Origin of the sequence: Denitromonas ohlonensis (assembly GCF_007625205.1) — a bacterium.
In the GTDB taxonomy this organism is placed as follows: domain Bacteria; phylum Pseudomonadota; class Gammaproteobacteria; order Burkholderiales; family Rhodocyclaceae; genus Nitrogeniibacter; species Nitrogeniibacter ohlonensis.
This window is the reverse complement of record NZ_VMNI01000007.1, coordinates 38,731-56,867: the sequence shown is the minus strand read 5'-3', so window position 1 is coordinate 56,867 and position 18,137 is coordinate 38,731. Positions and strand designations below refer to the sequence as shown.

16 protein-coding genes are annotated in these 18,137 nt (G+C 64.7%); 4 read left to right on the top strand and 12 right to left on the bottom strand.

All coding sequences use genetic code 11. From position 1 onward, the window contains the following. Positions 1-179 precede the first annotated feature (179 nt). On the bottom strand, positions 180-1,925 hold the full coding sequence (locus FHP89_RS07455) for a putative bifunctional diguanylate cyclase/phosphodiesterase (RefSeq protein WP_222105335.1): 1,746 nt from the start codon (positions 1,923-1,925) through the stop codon (positions 180-182). A 12-nt stretch (positions 1,926-1,937) separates the two neighbouring features. Next, positions 1,938-4,007, bottom strand: coding sequence for a GGDEF domain-containing response regulator (locus tag FHP89_RS07450; protein WP_144172612.1), 2,070 nt, complete (start codon positions 4,005-4,007; stop codon positions 1,938-1,940). A gap of 200 nt (positions 4,008-4,207) precedes the next feature. Here FHP89_RS07450 and FHP89_RS07445 point away from each other — a divergent pair, with 200 nt between their 5' ends. Beyond that, the gene (locus FHP89_RS07445; RefSeq protein ID WP_144172609.1) at positions 4,208-4,765 is read left to right on the top strand and encodes an NUDIX hydrolase; all 558 of its coding nucleotides are present in this window, start codon (positions 4,208-4,210) and stop codon (positions 4,763-4,765) included. A gap of 82 nt (positions 4,766-4,847) precedes the next feature. Continuing rightward, positions 4,848-5,462 (top strand): HNH endonuclease, encoded by a 615-nt coding sequence (locus tag FHP89_RS07440; RefSeq protein WP_144172607.1) that lies wholly within the window; start codon positions 4,848-4,850, stop codon positions 5,460-5,462. 6 nt (positions 5,463-5,468) lie between these two features. On the opposite strand, the gene FHP89_RS07435 is transcribed toward FHP89_RS07440, so the two are convergent. From FHP89_RS07435 to FHP89_RS07395, 9 genes are all read right to left on the bottom strand, one after another. Next, positions 5,469-7,328, bottom strand: a complete 1,860-nt coding sequence (locus FHP89_RS07435) for a cation:proton antiporter (protein ID WP_222105334.1) — start codon at positions 7,326-7,328, stop codon at positions 5,469-5,471. Between the two features lie 124 nt (positions 7,329-7,452). Next, entirely contained in the window at positions 7,453-8,040 is a 588-nt protein-coding gene (locus FHP89_RS07430; protein ID WP_144172604.1) for an rRNA large subunit pseudouridine synthase E, read from the bottom strand. A 64-nt stretch (positions 8,041-8,104) separates the two neighbouring features. Continuing rightward, complete coding sequence (locus FHP89_RS07425; RefSeq protein ID WP_144172601.1) at positions 8,105-9,277, bottom strand: DesA family fatty acid desaturase; 1,173 nt, start codon at positions 9,275-9,277, stop codon at positions 8,105-8,107. A gap of 105 nt (positions 9,278-9,382) precedes the next feature. Next, entirely contained in the window at positions 9,383-9,949 is a 567-nt protein-coding gene (locus tag FHP89_RS07420; RefSeq protein ID WP_144172598.1) for a phospholipase D family nuclease, read from the bottom strand. Further along, positions 9,940-11,142, bottom strand: coding sequence for an RsmB/NOP family class I SAM-dependent RNA methyltransferase (locus FHP89_RS07415; RefSeq protein WP_144172583.1), 1,203 nt, complete (start codon positions 11,140-11,142; stop codon positions 9,940-9,942). The genes FHP89_RS07420 and FHP89_RS07415 overlap by 10 nt, the downstream gene beginning before the upstream one ends. Beyond that, a complete protein-coding gene (locus tag FHP89_RS07410; RefSeq protein WP_144172568.1) occupies positions 11,139-11,909 on the bottom strand; it encodes a DUF3108 domain-containing protein in 771 nt (256 codons plus the stop codon). The genes FHP89_RS07415 and FHP89_RS07410 overlap by 4 nt, the downstream gene beginning before the upstream one ends. Further along, a complete protein-coding gene (gene purN / locus FHP89_RS07405; protein ID WP_144172553.1) occupies positions 11,909-12,550 on the bottom strand; it encodes a phosphoribosylglycinamide formyltransferase in 642 nt (213 codons plus the stop codon). The genes FHP89_RS07410 and purN overlap by 1 nt, the downstream gene beginning before the upstream one ends. A 56-nt stretch (positions 12,551-12,606) precedes the next feature. After that, positions 12,607-13,305, bottom strand: coding sequence for a hypothetical protein (locus FHP89_RS07400; protein WP_186300167.1), 699 nt, complete (start codon positions 13,303-13,305; stop codon positions 12,607-12,609). A 4-nt stretch (positions 13,306-13,309) separates the two neighbouring features. After that, positions 13,310-13,960: a DedA family protein gene (locus FHP89_RS07395; RefSeq protein WP_144172544.1), complete on the bottom strand. Its 651-nt coding sequence runs from the start codon at positions 13,958-13,960 to the stop codon at positions 13,310-13,312. A 107-nt stretch (positions 13,961-14,067) separates the two neighbouring features. Between FHP89_RS07395 and mutL the strand changes: the two genes are divergently transcribed. Continuing rightward, complete coding sequence (gene mutL, locus FHP89_RS07390; RefSeq protein WP_144172541.1) at positions 14,068-15,858, top strand: DNA mismatch repair endonuclease MutL; 1,791 nt, start codon at positions 14,068-14,070, stop codon at positions 15,856-15,858. Positions 15,859-16,175: 317 nt separating this feature from the next. Here the strand turns inward: mutL and FHP89_RS07385 are convergent, their stop codons facing one another. Beyond that, positions 16,176-17,066 carry a TraB/GumN family protein gene (locus FHP89_RS07385; protein WP_144172538.1) on the bottom strand — a complete coding sequence of 297 codons (891 nt, stop codon included), beginning with the start codon at positions 17,064-17,066 and terminating at the stop codon, positions 16,176-16,178. A gap of 86 nt (positions 17,067-17,152) precedes the next feature. On the opposite strand from FHP89_RS07385, the gene miaA reads away from it, so the two are divergent. Beyond that, positions 17,153-18,106, top strand: coding sequence for a tRNA (adenosine(37)-N6)-dimethylallyltransferase MiaA (miaA, locus tag FHP89_RS07380; protein ID WP_144172535.1), 954 nt, complete (start codon positions 17,153-17,155; stop codon positions 18,104-18,106). Positions 18,107-18,137 lie beyond the last annotated feature (31 nt).

Sequence of the window (18,137 nt, the reverse complement as noted above, 5' to 3'; positions counted from 1 at the left end):
CTGCCCATGGTCGTGCTTAGGCACTGTGGGGACCATTGTGCTCGGTGGCAGATGCTGTCGGTATCGGGCCGAAAGGTAAGTTGAAGTCAGATAAACAGCGCGAGGTTGTGTCAGGTTTTTTCTGACACATCCTGAAATACTTCCGCGAAGAGGTGCTGCCCGGTCTGGCCGCCGCGATGCTAGGCCTGAACTTTTTGTGCTTCCAGGCGCTCCAGAATACGCTCGATATCCATCGGCCTTCCGAAGTAATAGCCCTGGAAAAACTCGCAGTTCTCGCGTTTGAGAATCTCGACTTGCTCTGCGGTTTCAACACCCTCGGCAATGGTCGAGCGCCGCATGCTGTGCGCCAGCGCGATGATGGCGCGGACGATGGCGGCGTCTTCTTCATCCACGCACAGGTCGCGCACGAAAGACTTGTCGATCTTGATCACGTCGAGCGGGAAGCGCTTGAGGTAAGACAATGACGAATACCCGGTGCCAAAGTCATCCACCGAAATACGCACCCCCATATTGCGCAGTGCGCGCAGCATGCCTGCGGTCGACTCGGCGTCCTGCATCAGCGAGGACTCGGTGATCTCCAGCATCAGGGCCTTGGGCGGCAGATTGGAGTGGTTCAGCGCATCGCGCACCGCTTCGAGCAAGCGCGGCTGGCCAAACTGAACGGCCGATACGTTGACCGACACTTTCATGTCTGAAAAGCCGGCCACATGCCAACCACGGCAACAACGGCAAGCCTCATTGAGCACCCAGGCGCCAATATCGACAATCAGGCCGGTCTCGTCGGCCAGCGTAATAAAGCGGTCAGGTGGTACCCGCCCGAGGCGCGGATGATTCCAGCGCACCAGCGCTTCGGCGCTCACGATCGTGCCCGACTGGGCATCGATGACGGGCTGAAATTCGAGAAACAATTCACTGCGCTCGACCGCGTGACGCAAGTCCGACTCCAGCGCCACGCGCTCGGTCGAGGCCGCATTCATGGTCCGGTCGTAGAACAAAAACCCGTTGCCGCCCCGCTTCTTGGCGTGCGCACTGGCGGTTTCGGCGCTCATCAGCAGTTCGTAGACTTGCGTGCCGTCGGTGGGAATCAAGGCCACGCCCGTGCTCGGCGTCAGGAACAGTTCGATGCCGTCTTTCATGAACGGCGAATCAAACACTTTGGAAATCCAGCGGGCAAACACCTCTGCGCTTTGCCGCTCGCCGATCCCCGGCACAAATACGCCGAATTCATCCCCGCCAAGGCGTGCCAGCAACACATCGGACTGCAGCACTTCGGTCAGCCGCTGACTGACCTCCTTGAGCACCGCGTTGCCGGCTTCATAGCCAAAGCTCGCGTTCACCCGAAGGAAGCGATCGATGTCGATCACAAACAAGGCGCCACGCGCTGTGCGCCCCTGGCGCTGACTGGTGTTCAGCCACTCGGTCACCTTGTCGCAAAACAGATTCTGGTTCGGCAGCGCGCTGAGCTTGTCGTAATAAGACAGTTGCTGGATGCGGTCATCGGCCTGTCGCACGGCCCGCCGCGCCTGCGCGCCGCGCAGCTCGCGCTCAATGACGGGCACCATGCGCTCGTACTGCCCTTTCGGGATGAAGTCGTGCACGCCGTCGTACATTGCCGACACCGCCAACTGATGACTGATGTGCGCCGAATGGATGATGAAGGGGATGTCGCGCCCACTGCGCTTGAGCACTTCGAGCGCCGCCAGGGCGTCGAAGCCGGGCATGTTGTGATCGGAAATGACCAGATCCCACGCGCCGCTGGCGAGTTCAGCCGCCATGTCGATTTCGCTATCGACACGGTGGTACTCGATGCTGACTCCGCGCTGCGCCAGTTCGGCCTGCAGCAAGTAGGCATCATCTTCAACGTCGTCAACAACCAAAGCCCGTATGGGCCGGTCTGACATGATCATGGCGTCCTTGGGTTGCATGTTGATTTCGACCTAGGCGCTTTCGTCTATCACTATCGGGTTCACGGCGGGCTTCGCGCGAACTTGAGCGCTGGATATTTCGTGCTCATCCGCGGCTGCGCCAGGTGCACCGTTTGCCCCCGCCGCACCGAGCTGAATTGTCGCCACCCGGTTGCGGCCACCCGCCTTCGCCCGGTAGGCGCCCTGGTCGGCCCGCTTGATCAGCGCATCCGGGTCCGGCATGTCGGCATCGCGCTCGGCGACACCGACACTGATCGACAAGTCCAGCGCCAGACCCCCAGCATTCACACGGGCGACACGCACAGCGCGCCGTACCCGCTCAGCGCACAGCAAGGCCGCCGACAGGTCCGTTTCGGGACAGAGCACCAGAAATTCATCACCCCCGGTACGTGCCACCATGTCCTGCCCGCGCACCGCCTGCTTGATCGCCGCCGAGATCTGCCGCAGCACCTGATCGCCCACATCATGGCCGTGGCTGTCATTGATCTGCTTGAATGCGTCGATATCGATGACCATTGCGCACAGCGGCCGGCCACTGCGCCCCGAGCTTGCCCAGGCCTGCTGCATACGCTCAATGGCATAGCGCCGATTGGGGAAGCCGGTGAGCGGATCGGTCAGCGCCGCTTCTTGAAGGCGCCGGTTCTTCACCGCCAGTTCGGCTGCAAAACGACGAATCTCCTCACGGTCGCGTTCCACTTCCTGCTGCAGATGGATGACCCGATGGCCGGCACGCAAGCGCGCGGCCAGCATGCGCGGGCGCACGGGCTTGGCCACGAAGTCGTCCACGCCGCTGTCGAAGGCTTCGATCAGGCTTTCGTCTTCGCCGCTGGCGGTCAGTATCAGAATATAGATGCTGCGGCCGATCCGGGTCTGACGTAGCGCCCGGGTCAGGGCCAGACCGCTCATATCGGGCATCTCGGCATCCACCAGCATCATATGAGGCTGCACCTCCAGCGCCAGCTCCATGCCCTGACGACCACAATCGGCGTCAAACACCGAATGTCCGGCGCGCTCGAGCATGCCACGCAACAGCGTCCGGACGGCGGCGTCATCATCCACAATCAGGACTCGCATCGCCGAGTTGACAACGCCCGGCGTGTCGCCCGCGTCCGCGCCCTTTGTCACAGCCGCCTTCAGCTCGGATGAGACGGGCGATGCAGCAACGGCGGCGCGGGTCAAACTGGACATCGCGGGGATGTCCTGCGTTTCGAGTTGCAGTACCCGCCCCCATTCGAGCCAGGCGGCAACCACGCCATCGCACAAGGCATTGACGCTCTCGACGTCCATGCCGAGGCGCTCGCCCACCGGATAGAGCATCGCGCCCTGCTCGGCGCGTAGCGAGGGATCGGACAAGCAGGTGATGCGCAGCGCATCGGCCAGGCACAAGGCATCGAGAACCTGCCGCTGCCGGCTATCAGGCGGGAATTGAGCGGTGTCCGGCACTTCAAACAGCGCCGCGGTGTCGACGAACAAGGACGGCAGCCCCCAGTCGGCCAACATGGCCGCCGTGAGCTCGCGGTGATCCATGGCAAATGCGGCGCGTTCGCACGCGGCAAGATCCGACGCCTCTGCCGTCTTCAGCAGCATCAGCACTTCGCCGTACGGCCCGGGGTAGATCGTTGCCAACGCCAGCTCACCAATCCGCGACAACAGACCAAGACAGAACATCTCATCGGCGGGCGCGGTACGAATCCGTTGTGCCACCGCCTGCATGGTGATTGCCATGATCAAGGCGCCAGACCAGAAGCCGTCGTAGTCAAAACCGCGACACCCCCCATTGCGATAACTCGACAACAGCGAGAAGCCAAGCGCCATGTTGCGCACCGAGGACAAGCCCAACACCACCAAGGCATCCTGGACCGAGGCGACATTGCGCCGCGAGCCAAACGCGGCACCGTTGGCCGCCTTGATCAAACGGCCCACAAAGGCCGGATCGGTCTTGATGACGCGCGCAAGCTCGGCCAGCGACAGATCATCCTTCCGGGTCAAACGGATGATGGCCAGCGCAGCACCTTTTGGGGAAGGCAGATCACCCGAGGCCTTGATCTGCTCAAAGGTTCGGATATCGATGTTTGAACCCATTTTTTTGTTTTTTCCGGATAACAGCACACCCGCATGCACCGGCGCTCACCGCGGGACTCCCGTTTCCTTACGACACGCCAGACAGGGACTTTAGGCCCGTTGTCATACGCCATGGTCCTCAGCGCGCGTCGCCATTGCATCGCCTGTTAGAATGTGTCAGTTCGCGCCCTGCCCTCGCGCGGGCGAATCGGAGAGCCTTCATGAAGTTCTGTTCAGCCTGTGGCGCCAGTGTCAGCCTGCAGGTGCCGGCGGGCGATTCGCTCCCGCGCCATGTCTGCGTCGACTGCGGCGAAATCCACTACCTCAACCCCAAGATGGTGGTTGGCGCCATCCCGGTGTGGGAAGAGAAAATCCTGTTGTGCCGCCGCGCGATCGAGCCACGGCTCGGAAAATGGACACTCCCCGCCGGCTTCATGGAAAACCGCGAAACCACCGCCGAAGCCGCCGCCCGAGAAACACTCGAAGAGGCCTGCGCGCGCATCACCGTGGGCCCCCTGTTCGCCCTCGTGAACATTCCGGAAATCAGCCAGGTTCATCTGTTTTACCGGGCCCAAATGCTTGATCTTGAATTCGCTGCGGGAATCGAGTCTCTGGAAGTGGCGCTGTTTGCCGAGTCCGACATACCGTGGGATACCTTGGCCTTTCGCTCCGTCCGCTTTGCCCTGGAGCGCTTTTTTGAAGATCGCCGCAATGGGCAGTACGGCACGCATGCACAGGATCTGAGCCTGCTGCACAGCCACACCAAAGAAGGAACCTAAGCCGCATCTGGCGCCTCAAACACAGAGGTGTCACACTGCCTTGTCAGATTGCAACATCTCACCCCGGGAGCGCGATCGAACCATGCATGCCGTCCAAGCAACCCACACGCAGGTCATTCGACCCGCAGCCCGTCCGTGGATTCTGACACTGGACATGCATGGGCACCCGCATCGCTGGGTCAGCTGGCAGGCGGCGTGCACCTATCACGCCCGCAACATGGTGGCGTGGTCAATCGGCGCACAGGCCTTCCATATCTGGGGCGGCACGAGCCGGATCACCGGTGAGCGCTCATCGATCAGCAGCCAGAGCATCATCGCCATCAAGGGACAGGCACTGCGGCCGGCCAGCTTCCGGCAGATCCCGCCACTGGTGAATCGAGAACTCTTCCACCGCGACCGCCACACCTGCGCCTACTGCGGCAGCACCCTGCCCGGCGCACTGCTGACCCGCGACCATATCGAGCCCGTCTCGCGCGGGGGAAAAGATGTGTGGATGAACGTGGTCACTGCCTGTCGCGGCTGCAATCAGCGCAAGGACAACCGGCGCCCCGAGCACGCGGGCATGACCTTGCTGTACACGCCCTACGTGCCCAACAAGGCCGAATACCTGATTTTGTCGAATCGTCACATCCTGGCAGACCAGATGGACTTTCTGGTCCAGCATGTGCCGAAGCAAAGCCGCGTCAGAGCCTCCTGAGGCGGATCACTGCGTCTTGGCCTCGGTCTTTTCGGCCTTGCTGTCTGATTTTTCAGCCTTGGCCGGTCGTTTGTATTCGTCGGGGTCGGCATCCACCAGCGCCAGCACCATCCAGCCAGGCTTCGGCTGAACCTCGGCCTCGGTCGCAAAAACCTCCACGCGGCCCTTCGGGTCGATCGCAAACAGCGGCACCGCGCGCTCACCATAGTTGTTGCTGAACTGTTCGAAGCTGAATGCCTCGCTGATGTTGGTCTGACGTATTTCCGCCCCACGCGCCAGGCGGCGTGACAGCTCAACAAAATTGTTGCCCTCGCCAAAAGCCTCCAGACCGGCCAGCGACACGGCCTTGCGCCCTTTTTCGCGCGCACCGACGCGCAGCGCAAACACCCGCTTCGGTCCGAAGTCGCCCTTGAAACGCGTACACGCCAGTTCATTCAAGTGCTCGTCGGCAGTCATCGCCAGCACCCGGCCCAGACCCGCCGTATTGAGGTACACCTCGGCGTGCTCGGACAGCGGGTTGCCATAGTAAGTCTGCAGGCCGGCCATGCGGGCGCGGCTCACGTTGTCCCACAACATGTCGGTCAGCCGCACCGACACATCGTTCTGAGTCAAGGCCTTGGCAATGGCCCGCGCCAGCGGGTTTGCGCCCACGATCAGGAAGCCGCCCGAGCCGGGCTCGGCGACATTCAGCAGTCGCGCCAGCGGGCCGGCGGTCAGGCTCTGCAACACCACCGTGCCGATAATGATCACGAAGGTCAGCGGCACCAGCAACACGGCCTCGGCATAGCCTTTTTGCTCAAGCTGAAGCGAGAACAGCGCGATCACCGCGGCCGCGACAATACCGCGCGGGGCAATCCACGCCAGCAAACCACGCTCGCGCCAGCTCAGACTGGAGCCGCGCGTCGACACCAGCACATTCACCGGCCGCGCCACAAACTGCACCACCAGGAAGATCTGCACCGCGCCCCAGCCCAGCCCCAGCAGCAGACTCAGATCGAGTCGCGCGGCGAGCAGGATGAACAAGGCGGTGATGAGCAGCAGGCTCAGGCTTTCCTTGAAGGAGAGAATCTCCTCCACCGGCACCCCCTTGCGGTTGGCGAGGTAGATCCCCATCACCGTCACCGCCAGCAGACCCGATTCATGCGACAGCGCGTTCGACAGCGCAAACGCCCCCATCACCGCCGCCAGCGTGGCCACGTTGAACATGTAGTGCGGCAACCAGTCGCGGCGCAAGGCCTCACCGACCAGATAGCCCACGCCGATACCGGTCAGCGAACCGACCGAAATCAGCTTCAGGAACACGATCAGCGTGGCGCCGACCGCGCCCCCTGCCGTGCCGGATGAAATCAGGAATTCATAGACCAGCACCGCGAGCAGCGCACCGATCGGGTCGATCACGATGCCTTCCCAGCGCAGCACGTTGGCAATGTGCATGGTCGGGCGCACCGTGCGCAGCATGGGCACGATCACGGTCGGGCCGGTCACCACCATCACCGCACCAAACAAGGTGGCCAGGCCCCAGGAGATGCCAGTAATCCATTGCGTGGCCAGAGTGACGATCACCCAGGTCACCAGCGCGCCGGTGGTCACAAAACGGCGCACCACTTTCTCGATGCCGCGAATTTCAGAGAACTTGAGCGTCAGGCTGCCTTCGAACAGGATCACCGACACCGCCAGCGAGACAAAGGGGAACAGCAAATCGCCCAGCAAGGCGTCGGGGTCGAGCCATCCGCCGATCGGCCCGGCAACAATGCCGGCAATCAGCAAAAACAAGATCGCCGGCAGACGCATCCGCCAGGCCAGCCATTGGCAAGCGCCGCCGACAACACCGATGGCAGCAATGGTCGCAATGGTTGTATCTGTCACACAGACTCCGTCAAAACAAGGGGTTCAGGCCGCTTGGGCACGAAATCGACGTTTCGTTTGCCCGCCCGCACTCAGGTGCGCGGGCGCAGCGATAATTCGGCGCAAAGCATAACCGCTTCGGTGCTTATCGTCTGCCGCGCGACGATGACGACGCGCCGACCAGCGCTTTGGGCACCGCCACATCACACCAGGCGCCAGGCGCCAGATCGGCCAGCGACCAGTCGCCAATGCGCGTGCGGATCAGGCGCAACGTCGGGAAGCCGACCTTGGCCGTCATTCGCCGCACCTGACGGTTCTTGCCTTCGCGCAGCACCAGTTCAATCCAGCAGGTCGGTATCGCCTTGCGCTCGCGAATCGGTGGCGTCCGCGGCCACAGCCACGCAGGCGCATCAACGATTCGCGCGTGTGCCGGCGCGGTACGAAAATCGCCCAGATTGACGCCGGCTTGCAAGGCCGCCAGCGCCGCCTCGTCGGGGATGCCTTCGACTTGCGCGAGATAGGTTTTCGGCGCTTTGTGGCGCGGATCGGCGATCCGGTGCTGTATGCCGCCGTTGTCGGTCAACACCAGCAGACCTTCGCTGTCGGCATCGAGCCGGCCGGCGGGATAGACGTCCGGCACATCGATAAAGTCCTTCAGCGTCACCCGCGCCCCTTCGGGCGAAAACTGACACAACACGTCGAAGGGCTTGTTGAACAGCAAAATGCGCGACACGCCGCCGTTCCTCAAGCGCGCGGGCCGGCGCGCTTGCCGGGGCGCCTCATCACACGCATCAAGATCAAGCCGCGTAGCACCGCAGCCGATGGGAAAACTCCTGCAGCTGCGCGATCCCGCTTTGCTCGGCGCGCTCGATCCAGTCGCGCAATTGCGCGAGCAGCTGATCTGACGATGTGGACGAGCGCGCCCACAAGCTCGCCAATTCAGTGCGCATCCGCTCCAGCAAGGCCAGCCGCTCGCTATGCGCCAGGGCCGCAACACGCTGCGCCTCCTGCTCGGCGGGCAAGGTGTCCGATTCTTTTTGCAGCAGTCGAACCAGCTCGCCCGTACGCAACTGGAAAGTGCCCGCGTGCTTTTGGCGCAAGGTCTCGATCTCTTCCTGGTAGGTCTGACGCAGCGTCTGCAGATAGCGCGTCATCACGTCGTAGCGATGCGTGATGATCACGCGCAGCATCTCTCCGTCGGGCACCAGGCGCGCCTCGCCGAACCTGGGCAGCGGTATCACCTTCTTTGGATTGGCCAGCCCCACCAACTGAAGCAGGCGGATATACATCCAGCCAATATCGAACTCGTACCAGCGCGCCGACAGTTTGGCCGACGTGGCAAAGGAGTGATGATTGTTATGCAGTTCTTCGCCACCAATCAGGATGCCCCAGGGCACCAGATTGCGCGAGGCATCGGCGCAATCGAAATTGCGATAGCCCCAGAAGTGGCCCACGCCATTGATGACGCCGGCTGCGAAAAACGGGATCCAGATCATCTGCACCGCCCAGATGGTCAGACCCAGGGCGCCAAACAGCACCAGGTTGATCACCAGCATCAGGCTGATGCCAACCGTGTTGCGCGTGTAGATGTTGCGCTCGAGCCAGTCGTTGGGCGTGCCGTGGCCGTAGCGATCGAGCGTTTCCTGGTTCTTTGCCTCAATCTGGTAGAGCTCGGCGCCCTCCCAAAGCACTTTCTTCAAGCCGCGGGTCTGCGGGCTGTGGGGATCGTCCACGGTTTCGCATTTGGCGTGATGCTTGCGATGGATGGCGGCCCACTCCTTGGTCACCATGCCCGTGGTCAGCCACAACCAGAAGCGGAAGAAATGGCTCGGAATCGCGTGCAATTCCAGCGCGCGATGCGCCTGATGGCGATGCAGGAAGATGGTGACGGAGGCGATCGTCACATGCGTCAGGCCGAGCGCGACCACCACATAACCCCACCAGGGCAAATCAAACAAACCGGAAATCATGCGAGCGCGCGTCCTTTCATCAGGCGGTAATCAGCCGATTATACGTGAAGCCCGATCGCGCCCGCGCCAGCGCAAAAAAACACGCCGCCACGACCCCCCATGCGATCAATTGACCAACTTGACGGGCAAGCGTCCGACGGGCGTGGCGGCCTGCCAGTGGCGCCGCCAATTGTCTCGGTAGGCCAGCGCCACCTCGCGATGCCCATAGACGACCATCACATTCTCTGCATTCTTGCGCCCGGCGGACCAGGTGAAGTTGTACGAGCCGGTAATCACCACCGACTGCGTCTCATCCGCGTCGATCAGGATCACCTTGTTGTGCGCCGCGCTGTATGCCGTCTCCAGCGCCACCGGCACGCCGGCGGCGAGCAGCAGCGGCAAGGCATTCTTGCCGCGCTGGTTCATGCGGGCATCGGCCAGCACCTGAACATCCACGCCGCGACCCCGCGCAGCCACCAGCGCCTCGGCCACCGGCTTGCGGGTAAAGATATAGCTCTGCACCCGCACGCTACGCCGCGCCTGCCCGATCAGGGCAATCAGCCGCGCCTCGACCGGGTCATGCGGTGCAAACAACACCTCGATACGCCCATCGGCGCGCACCGGCCCGAGCGCAGCGGGCGCCGCCAACGGCCAGAGCAGGCACAGCAAGGCGACGCGAAGCCTCAGGCGCATCGCACCATGCGTGCCGCAAAGAAGCCGTCGGTGTCGTGATGGAAGGGGTCAAGCAAGAGCGTGGATCGCCCATTGTCGGGCAATTCGACCCCCTGCTTGGCCAGCGCCACCAAGGCCGGCTCGATGGCGAAATCCGGGTGCTCGGAGAGAAAAGCGTCGACCACCCCCATGTTTTCCTCGGCCATCATGCTGCAGGTGGCATACACCAGCACGCCGCCCGGCTTCACCAATCGCGCGGCGGCGGTGAGAATCGCGCCTTGCAAGACAGCTTTTTCGGCCAGCTGCTCCGGCCCCTGACGCCACTTCAGATCGGGATTGCGCCGCAACGTACCGAGGCCCGAGCACGGGGCATCGACCAGCACCCGGTCAACCTTGCCGGCCAGCCGGCTCAAACGCACATCGTTTTCGTCACGAATCGCCATCGGCTGTACATTGCCCAGCGCTGCCCGTTTCGCCCGCTGCGCGAGCTCCGACAAACGCCCGGCCGACACGTCAAACGCATGCACCCGGCCGGTGTTGCGCATCTGCGCGCCGATCTGCAGGCTCTTGCCCCCGGCGCCGGCGCAAAAATCGACGATCTGCTCACCGCGTCGCGCGCCCAGCAACTGGCCGAGTAACTGGCTGCCTTCGTCCTGCACCTCGATGCTGCCATCCACCATCAGCGGATGACGCTGCAGCGCGGGCTTGCCGACCACGCGCAGCGCATGCGGCGCCCAGCGGCCGGCGACGGTCTCGATGCCGGCAGCGGCCAAGGCGGCCTGCACTGCGTCGCGCTTGGCTTTGACGATATTCACCCGCAAGTCGAGCGGCGCGGGTTGGTTGAAGGCCTCGGCCACCGCCGACGCCACCTCGCCCGCCGGCCACGGCCAGCGCGCCATCAGCCAGTCTGGCAGGTCGGCGCGCTCAGCAGGGCTCAGCGTGGCCGGATCGATCGCCGCCCAGGCGCCGCGGGCCCACGCATCCACCAAGGCATCGGCGCTTGCGCCCTCGCCCGCGGCGTGACGCACCCGACGCAGATGACGCAAACAGCCAAACACCGCGTCGGCCACACGGGCGCGATCACGGCTGCCGAGGGCTGTATTCTTTCGGAAATACTGTTGCACCGTGGCGTCGGCCGGGTGCGCAAACTGCAGCAACTGGTCAAGCAAACGGGCGGTGTGTTGATGTAGCACAGCGGGCAATGGCGCGCTCATGATGGGTTCCCTTGTGCGGGTTCGCCGAGCACCAGATGCTCGGCTTGCTGATCGAGAATCTCGCCCTTGCGGTTCTCGATCCGGATACGTACCGGCAGCCAGTGCTGACCGGCGGCCAGCCAGATGTCGATCTTCACTTTGCCGTCGTCGGAGTGCACCGCAAAATGCCGGGTTGGCATCTGGCCGAGCGGCAAACGCACCGTCGCGTCGCCCAGGTCGCGCACTTTGGCCACAGCGGCAGATTTGTTGCTCACCACGGTCAGCGACACCGGCGCTTTTGGCGCGCCCGGCTGCGCCAACTGGTGTGCGATGCTGAGAATATCCTGATCGCCGGCCACGATCGGTGCCTGACGTTTGCTGTCCCCTCGATTGATGCGCACCTGCGCGCCGACCCAGTCGAAGCGAGCTTCCTGATGCGGCTTGCCACGCTGGTCAACGCTGAATCGCTCGGGGCGCAAGCCCTGCGCCGTCACGGCACCTTCGCTGCGCTGCTGGTAACGGAAGTCCTTGAGCAGCGCCGCCAGGCCGGTGGTTTCAACCAACGACTCCATCCAGTAGCGGCCATCGTCATGCCACCAGGTATGCGTCGCGCGGCCGATCTGGATACCGCTGTCGCCATGATAGATACGGTAGATGATGCGCCCCTGGGTCGGCCATGGCGCAGCGTCTTCGCGGGCTTCGGACATCGCCGGATTGGCCGGCGCCGCCCCCGCCAACACGCTCAGCACCAGGCCACACAGCACCAACCACCGCGCGCCGGGGCGCATCACACGTCCTCCGGCGGCGGGCTGATCAGCACGCCGGGTTCGCGCACGCCAGCCACCCGGGCCACGCTGCCATCGATGCTGACCCGGTCCTCGACAATCCAGCGCACCGCCTGCGGGAAGATGCGGTGCTCCTGCGCCAGCACCCGTGCGCTCAGCGCCGCCTCGTCGTCGCCCGCCATCACCGGCACCACGGCCTGGATGATGATCGGGCCGCAATCGAGTTCGGCGGTCACAAAATGGACCGTCGTGCCGTGCACCCGCACACCCGCCTCCAGCGCGCGCTGATGCGTATGCAGGCCGGTAAATGACGGCAGCAGCGAGGGGTGGATGTTGATCAGTCGGCCTTCGTACTGACGCACGAAATCGGGGGTCAGCACCCGCATGAAACCCGCCAGCACCACCAGATCAGGCGCATGGCGGTTGATCACCGCGGCCAGCGCGGCATCAAAGGCGGCGCGGTCGGCATAGGCGGTGTGATCGACCACGGCGGTGGCAATGCCTTGCGCGGCAGCAAAGGCCAGCCCGCCGGCGTTCGGCCGGTTGCTGATGACCGCGGCAATGCGCGCACCGGGAATGGCCGCCTGCACAATGGCTTCCATATTGCTGCCACGACCCGAAATAAGGATGACGATGGATTTCATGGGACTCGCTCTGGCCGGCGATGTGACGCGGGGCAAACCCCGTCGCCGGCGAACAATTACAAAGGGAGGAAAACGGCTGTGGCGGCGTTCTGGATGACACGGGTCAGGGTGCGCCCGTCGCGCTCGGCGTGCACATCGGCCAGCGCATCGAGCAAACCGATCTGGCGACCGAACTCACGTTCGAAGCTCAAATTGGCCACGGGTTCCATTTCGTTACTCAAGAGCAACACATGCCCGAGCGCGTCGCGCGCCTGACCCAGCTTCCAGGCGGCCACCTCAACATTTCGGGCGGCATTGTACACCCGCTGCGGGTCCACCTTGTCGAACATATAGAACTCGCCGCGCTCGCCCAACGCCTTCTGCACCATGCTCACCATGCCGGTCACAAAGGCCTGCACGCGATCGCCCGGATAGTCCGGCGTGAGCGCAATCTGGATCGCCTCGGCGCCGTGGCGGTAATTGAGCGCCTCCAGCCGCCAGCGATGGTCGCGGTCAAACAGATCGGCCACCGCCGCCTCGGCGCTCGCCAGGCCCCGCTTGCGCCATTCGGCCGGGTTGCGGCGGTAGAGCTTGAGTGTCAGCCGCCGCAGCGACTGAAACAGATGGTGGTGATGAATTTCGGAGACCTTGTCGATATCCGACTTGGCCAGCCCCGACAACGTAAAACCCCGATCCATTCGCGGTGAAGGCCCGGAACCCGGTGCGGCGCAGCCCGCCAGGACGGCGCACACCAGGCTCAGGATCACCGCACGCATCGGCTCAGCCCGCCTGGCTCGCCGTGCGCCGATGACGCAGCCAGCCAATCGCGATGGGCACCAGCGAAATCGCGATGATGCCGAGAATCACGAAGCTCAGATTGTTCTTGATGAAAGGGATATTGCCGAACCAGTAGCCGGCCAGGCACAGCGAGCCGATCCAGATCGCGCCGCCGAGAATGTCCAACGGCAAGAATCGCGAGTAAGTCATTTTCGCCACCCCGGCCACGAAGGGCGTGAAGGTGCGGAAGATCGGCAAAAAGCGCGCGATGATGATCGTCTTGCCACCATGCGATTCAAAATACGAGTGCGTCTTGTCGAAGGCCGCGCGGTTGAAAAAGCGCGACTGCTCCCAACGGAACACCCGCTGCCCGATCGAGCGGCCGATCCAGTAGTTGGTGTTGTCACCCAGCACGGCTGCCACAAACAGCGTGGTGATCAGAATCGTGATATCCATGCCACCCGTCGCCGCCAGCGCGCCGGCCACGAAGAGCAGCGAGTCGCCCGGCAGGAAAGGCGTCACCACCAGGCCGGTTTCGCAGAAGATGATCAGAAACAGGATCGCGTAGATCCAGTTGCCATAGTCTGCCAGCACCACGGCAAGGTATTTGTCGAGGTGCAGGACGATATCGATGAATTGGGCAATCAGTTCCATGACGCGGCGCAATAGAGTGGGCAGCGCGTATCATACCGAAGCCGTCGGTTGGGGGGACGACTCCTGCAACCGGCACCGTTGCCTCTGACACGATTCACTGCCTGCCCATGCCTGCGATTCACCGCCTCTCCGACCCGCTCATCAACCAGATCGCCGCCGGCGAAGTCGTCGAACGCCCCGCCTCGGTGCTCAAGGAAGTGCTCGAAAACGCCGTCGATGCCGACTCTCAGGCCATCGAGGTGCTGCTCGAAGCCGGCGGCGTGCGGCGCATCCGCATCAGCGACGACGGCTGCGGCATCGACAAGGGCGACCTCGCCCTCGCGCTGGAGCGCCACGCCACCAGCAAGATCGCCTCGCTCGAAGATCTCGAATCGGTTGCCACCATGGGTTTCCGCGGTGAGGCGCTGGCCGCCATCGCGTCCGTCGCGCGCACCAGCATCACCAGCCGCGCCCGCGGCGCCGGCCACGCCTGGCGGGTCGAAGGCACCGGCCGCGCGCCCGAACCCGCCCCGCTCAACCACGGCACCGTCGTGGATGTGCAAGAGCTCTACTACAACACCCCGGCACGGCGGAAATTTCTCAAAACCGAAGGCACCGAGTTCGCCCATTGCGACGAAGCCTTCCGCCGCGTCGCCCTCGCCCGGCCCGACATCGCCATGCAGCTCACCCACAACGGCCGGGTCAGCCACCGCCTGCCGGCCAGCGACATGACCCGCCGCGTCGGCCTGCTGATGGGCGACGATTTTCTCGAACACGCCCGCGCGGTCAGCGTCGAGGCCGGCCCGCTGCAACTCACCGGCTTCGCCTCCCTGCCCGCCTACTCCCGCGCCAGCCGCGACGCGCAGTACTTCTTCGTCAATGGCCGCTTCGTGCGTGACAAGCTCATCACCCACGCCATCCGCCAGGCCTACCGCGACATCCTCCATGGCAGCCGGCATCCGGCCTATGTGCTGTTCTTGCAGATCGATCCGCGCACCGTCGATGTGAACGTGCACCCGGCCAAGATCGAAGTACGCTTCCGCGAATCGCGCGCCGTGCATCAGTTTGTCTATCACGCCGTCGAACGCGCGCTCGGCCACTCCGGCGCCGCCGAGGCGGGTGGCGACGCCTTTGTGCCGACCGCGCCGGTCGCGCCCACCGGCGCGCCACCGGCCGCCGCCTTCGGCCACTACGCCCCCACGCCCGTGCAAAGCCCGCTGGCCATGGAGTCGGCCGCACGCAACTACTACGACTTCGCCAGCAGCGCCCGGCCGACCGAGTCGCGCACGCAGGGCAGCTATACCGCCCCCGCCATGCCGCCCGAACAAACCGGCGAGGCCCCGCCGCTCGGCTTCGCGCTGGCCCAGTTGCATGGCGTGTACATCCTGGCGCAGAACGCGCAGGGCATGGTGCTGGTCGACATGCACGCCGCCCACGAGCGCATTCTGTACGAACGCCTCAAGACCGTGCTCGACGGCACGCCGTCCATTCAACGCCTGCTGATCCCCGCCGTGCTGTCGGTGTCGGCGCGCGAGATGGCCACCGCCGAAGCCTGCGAAGACGCGCTCGCCGGCATGGGTTTCGAAATCTCCCCCGCCGGCCCGACCGCCTTGTCGGTACGCACCGTGCCGGCCCTGCTCGCCAGCGCCGACGTCGGCGAACTGACCCGCTCGGTACTCGCCGAACTCGACGACATGCCCGCCACCGAGGTCATCACCGCGCGGCGCAACGAGCTGCTCGCCACCATGGCCTGCCACGGCGCCGTGCGCGCCAACCGCACGCTGACCATTCCGGAAATGAACGCGCTGCTGCGCCAGATGGAAGCCACCGACCGCGCCGACCAATGCAACCACGGCCGCCCGACCTGGACGCAGTTCTCGATGGCCGAGCTGGATCGGTTTTTCTTGCGCGGGCAGTAACCACCGCAGGGGAGGCCCGTAGGGCGGATAAGCCGAAGGCGCATCCGCCATCGGTGCCGCATTGGGACGTTGCTTGGCGGATGCGCTGCGCTTATCCGCCCTACCCGGGCGGCCGTCAGCGCGGGCAGCAGGTCAGGTTTCAACCCGCCAGCGGCACGTCGCAACCAAGGACCGAAGCCGGATGAATCCGGCCCTGCACCGTGGCACGGCAAAGCCCCGTAGGGCGGAAGAGCGCAGCGTCATCTGCCAAACAAGGCCCCAAAGCGGCACCGATGGCGGATGACGCTTCGCTCTTCCGCCCTACGAAACCGACGTCTCTATCGCCGAATCACCTGCCAGCCCCGCGCCGCCAGCGCGGCCGGAATCCCCTGCGCGCCGACCAGATGGCCGCCGCCGACCGACACGAAGAGCACGCCGGGCTGCGCCATCAGGGCTTCGAGCTGATCGGTCATTTCCGCATTCCGCGCGTCGATCAGGGTGGCGAACAATGGCGCCACGGCGTCACGGTCCGCGCCTTCAAACATGATCGCCTGCAAGGCCGCGTCGTCACCGCTTTGCCACACAGCGACCATGCGCGTGAGGTAATCGGCCATCTCACCGCTGGCGATCAGGTCGACGGTCTGGCGCAAGGCCGCCTGCTGCGCCCGCTCACCGCCGGCCGACAGCGCTTCAATCTGGCGGGCCGGGGTTTCCAGCGCCAACACCGGCTTGCCGGCCGCCCGCGCACGTGACTGCAGCACGCCGTCGACGCCCGCCTCGGTCGAGAAACCCGCCTGATGCGCGGCCAGCGCCATCAACAGTGTCGACGCAAACCACGGCTGCATGGTCTGCACCTGGCTCACCGGCATGCCCACCGCCTTCGAGGCGTCGTGCACCTGGGCGTACAAGTCGGCGGGCATCAGCGACTTGAGCGTCTGACCGTCGGGCAAGCGCCCTGCTTTGACCAGCGTGCGCGCCAGCGACGGATCACTCACATCCAGTTCGAACACGGTGCGGTCGGCCGAGGCAAACGCCGCCTCCACTGCCGCCGGCAACGGGTAACAGGCCGCGTGGCACAGATGAATGGCGCCAAACAGATAGGCGCGCACGCCGCCCTCGGCATCGCGCACCTCCCACAGCGTGGGCGCCGCCATCGCCGTGCCGGACACGCCGACCCAGCACAGCAGCCACAGCATCGTTCGCTGAAGCGCCCGGAATCCATCCTTCATCGTTTGATCATCCTCAGTTGCCAGGGGCGCAAGCCTACCCGAATCGACCACCACTGCGCATCGCCGCCCCCGGTAGAATGGCGCCCATGCACACGCTGCCACCCGCCCTGCTCCTGCTCGGCCCCACCGCCAGCGGCAAAACCGCCAGCGCGCTGGCGCTGGCCGCACACCTGCCGATCGAGATCATCAGCGTCGACTCCGCCCTGGTGTTCCGCGACATGGACATCGGCAGCGCCAAGCCGAGCGCCGCCGAGCAAGCGGTGTGCCCGCATCACCTGATCGACATCCTCTCCCCAGAAGAAGCCTACTCGGCCGCCAAGTTCCGCGACGACGCGCTGCGCCTGATGGCCGAGATCACCGCCCGCGGCCGCCTGCCGGTACTCGCCGGCGGCACCATGCTCTACTTCAAGGCACTGCGCGAGGGCCTGTCCGATTTGCCACAAGCCGACGCCGAACTGCGCGCCCATATCGATGCCGACGCCCGCCAGTTCGGCTGGCCGGCCATGCACGCCGCGCTGGCCCGGCTCGACCCGGCGGCCGCCGCCAGCCTGCAGCCCAACGACGCCCAACGCATCCAGCGCGCCCTCGAGATCGTGCGCCTCACCGGCCGACCGCTGGCCGAAAGCTACGCCCGCCGCGAGATGACCGCGCCGCCCTTCCGCTTTGTCGGCATCGCGCTGGCGCCGACCGACCGCAGCGTGCTGCACCGGCGCATCGAAGCGCGCTTCGACGCCATGCTCGCCGCGGGCTTTATCGATGAGGTCCGCACCCTGCGCGCCAAGTACGCACTCACACTCGAGATGCCCAGCATGCGCTGCGTCGGCTACCGCCAGGCCTGGGAGCATCTCGACGGCCTGACTGACGCCGCCACGTTTCGCGACAAAGGCATCGCCGCCACCCGCCAGCTCGCCAAGCGGCAACTCACCTGGCAGCGCAAGTTTGTTGAAGACTGGGGCGACCTGGCCGTGGTCCCCTGCGACGACGCCACCGTGGTGGGCCAGGTCGTCGACACCGCCCGACGTCTACTCGCGCCGCCTTGAATTGCATGACGCCTGCGGCCGGATGAATCCG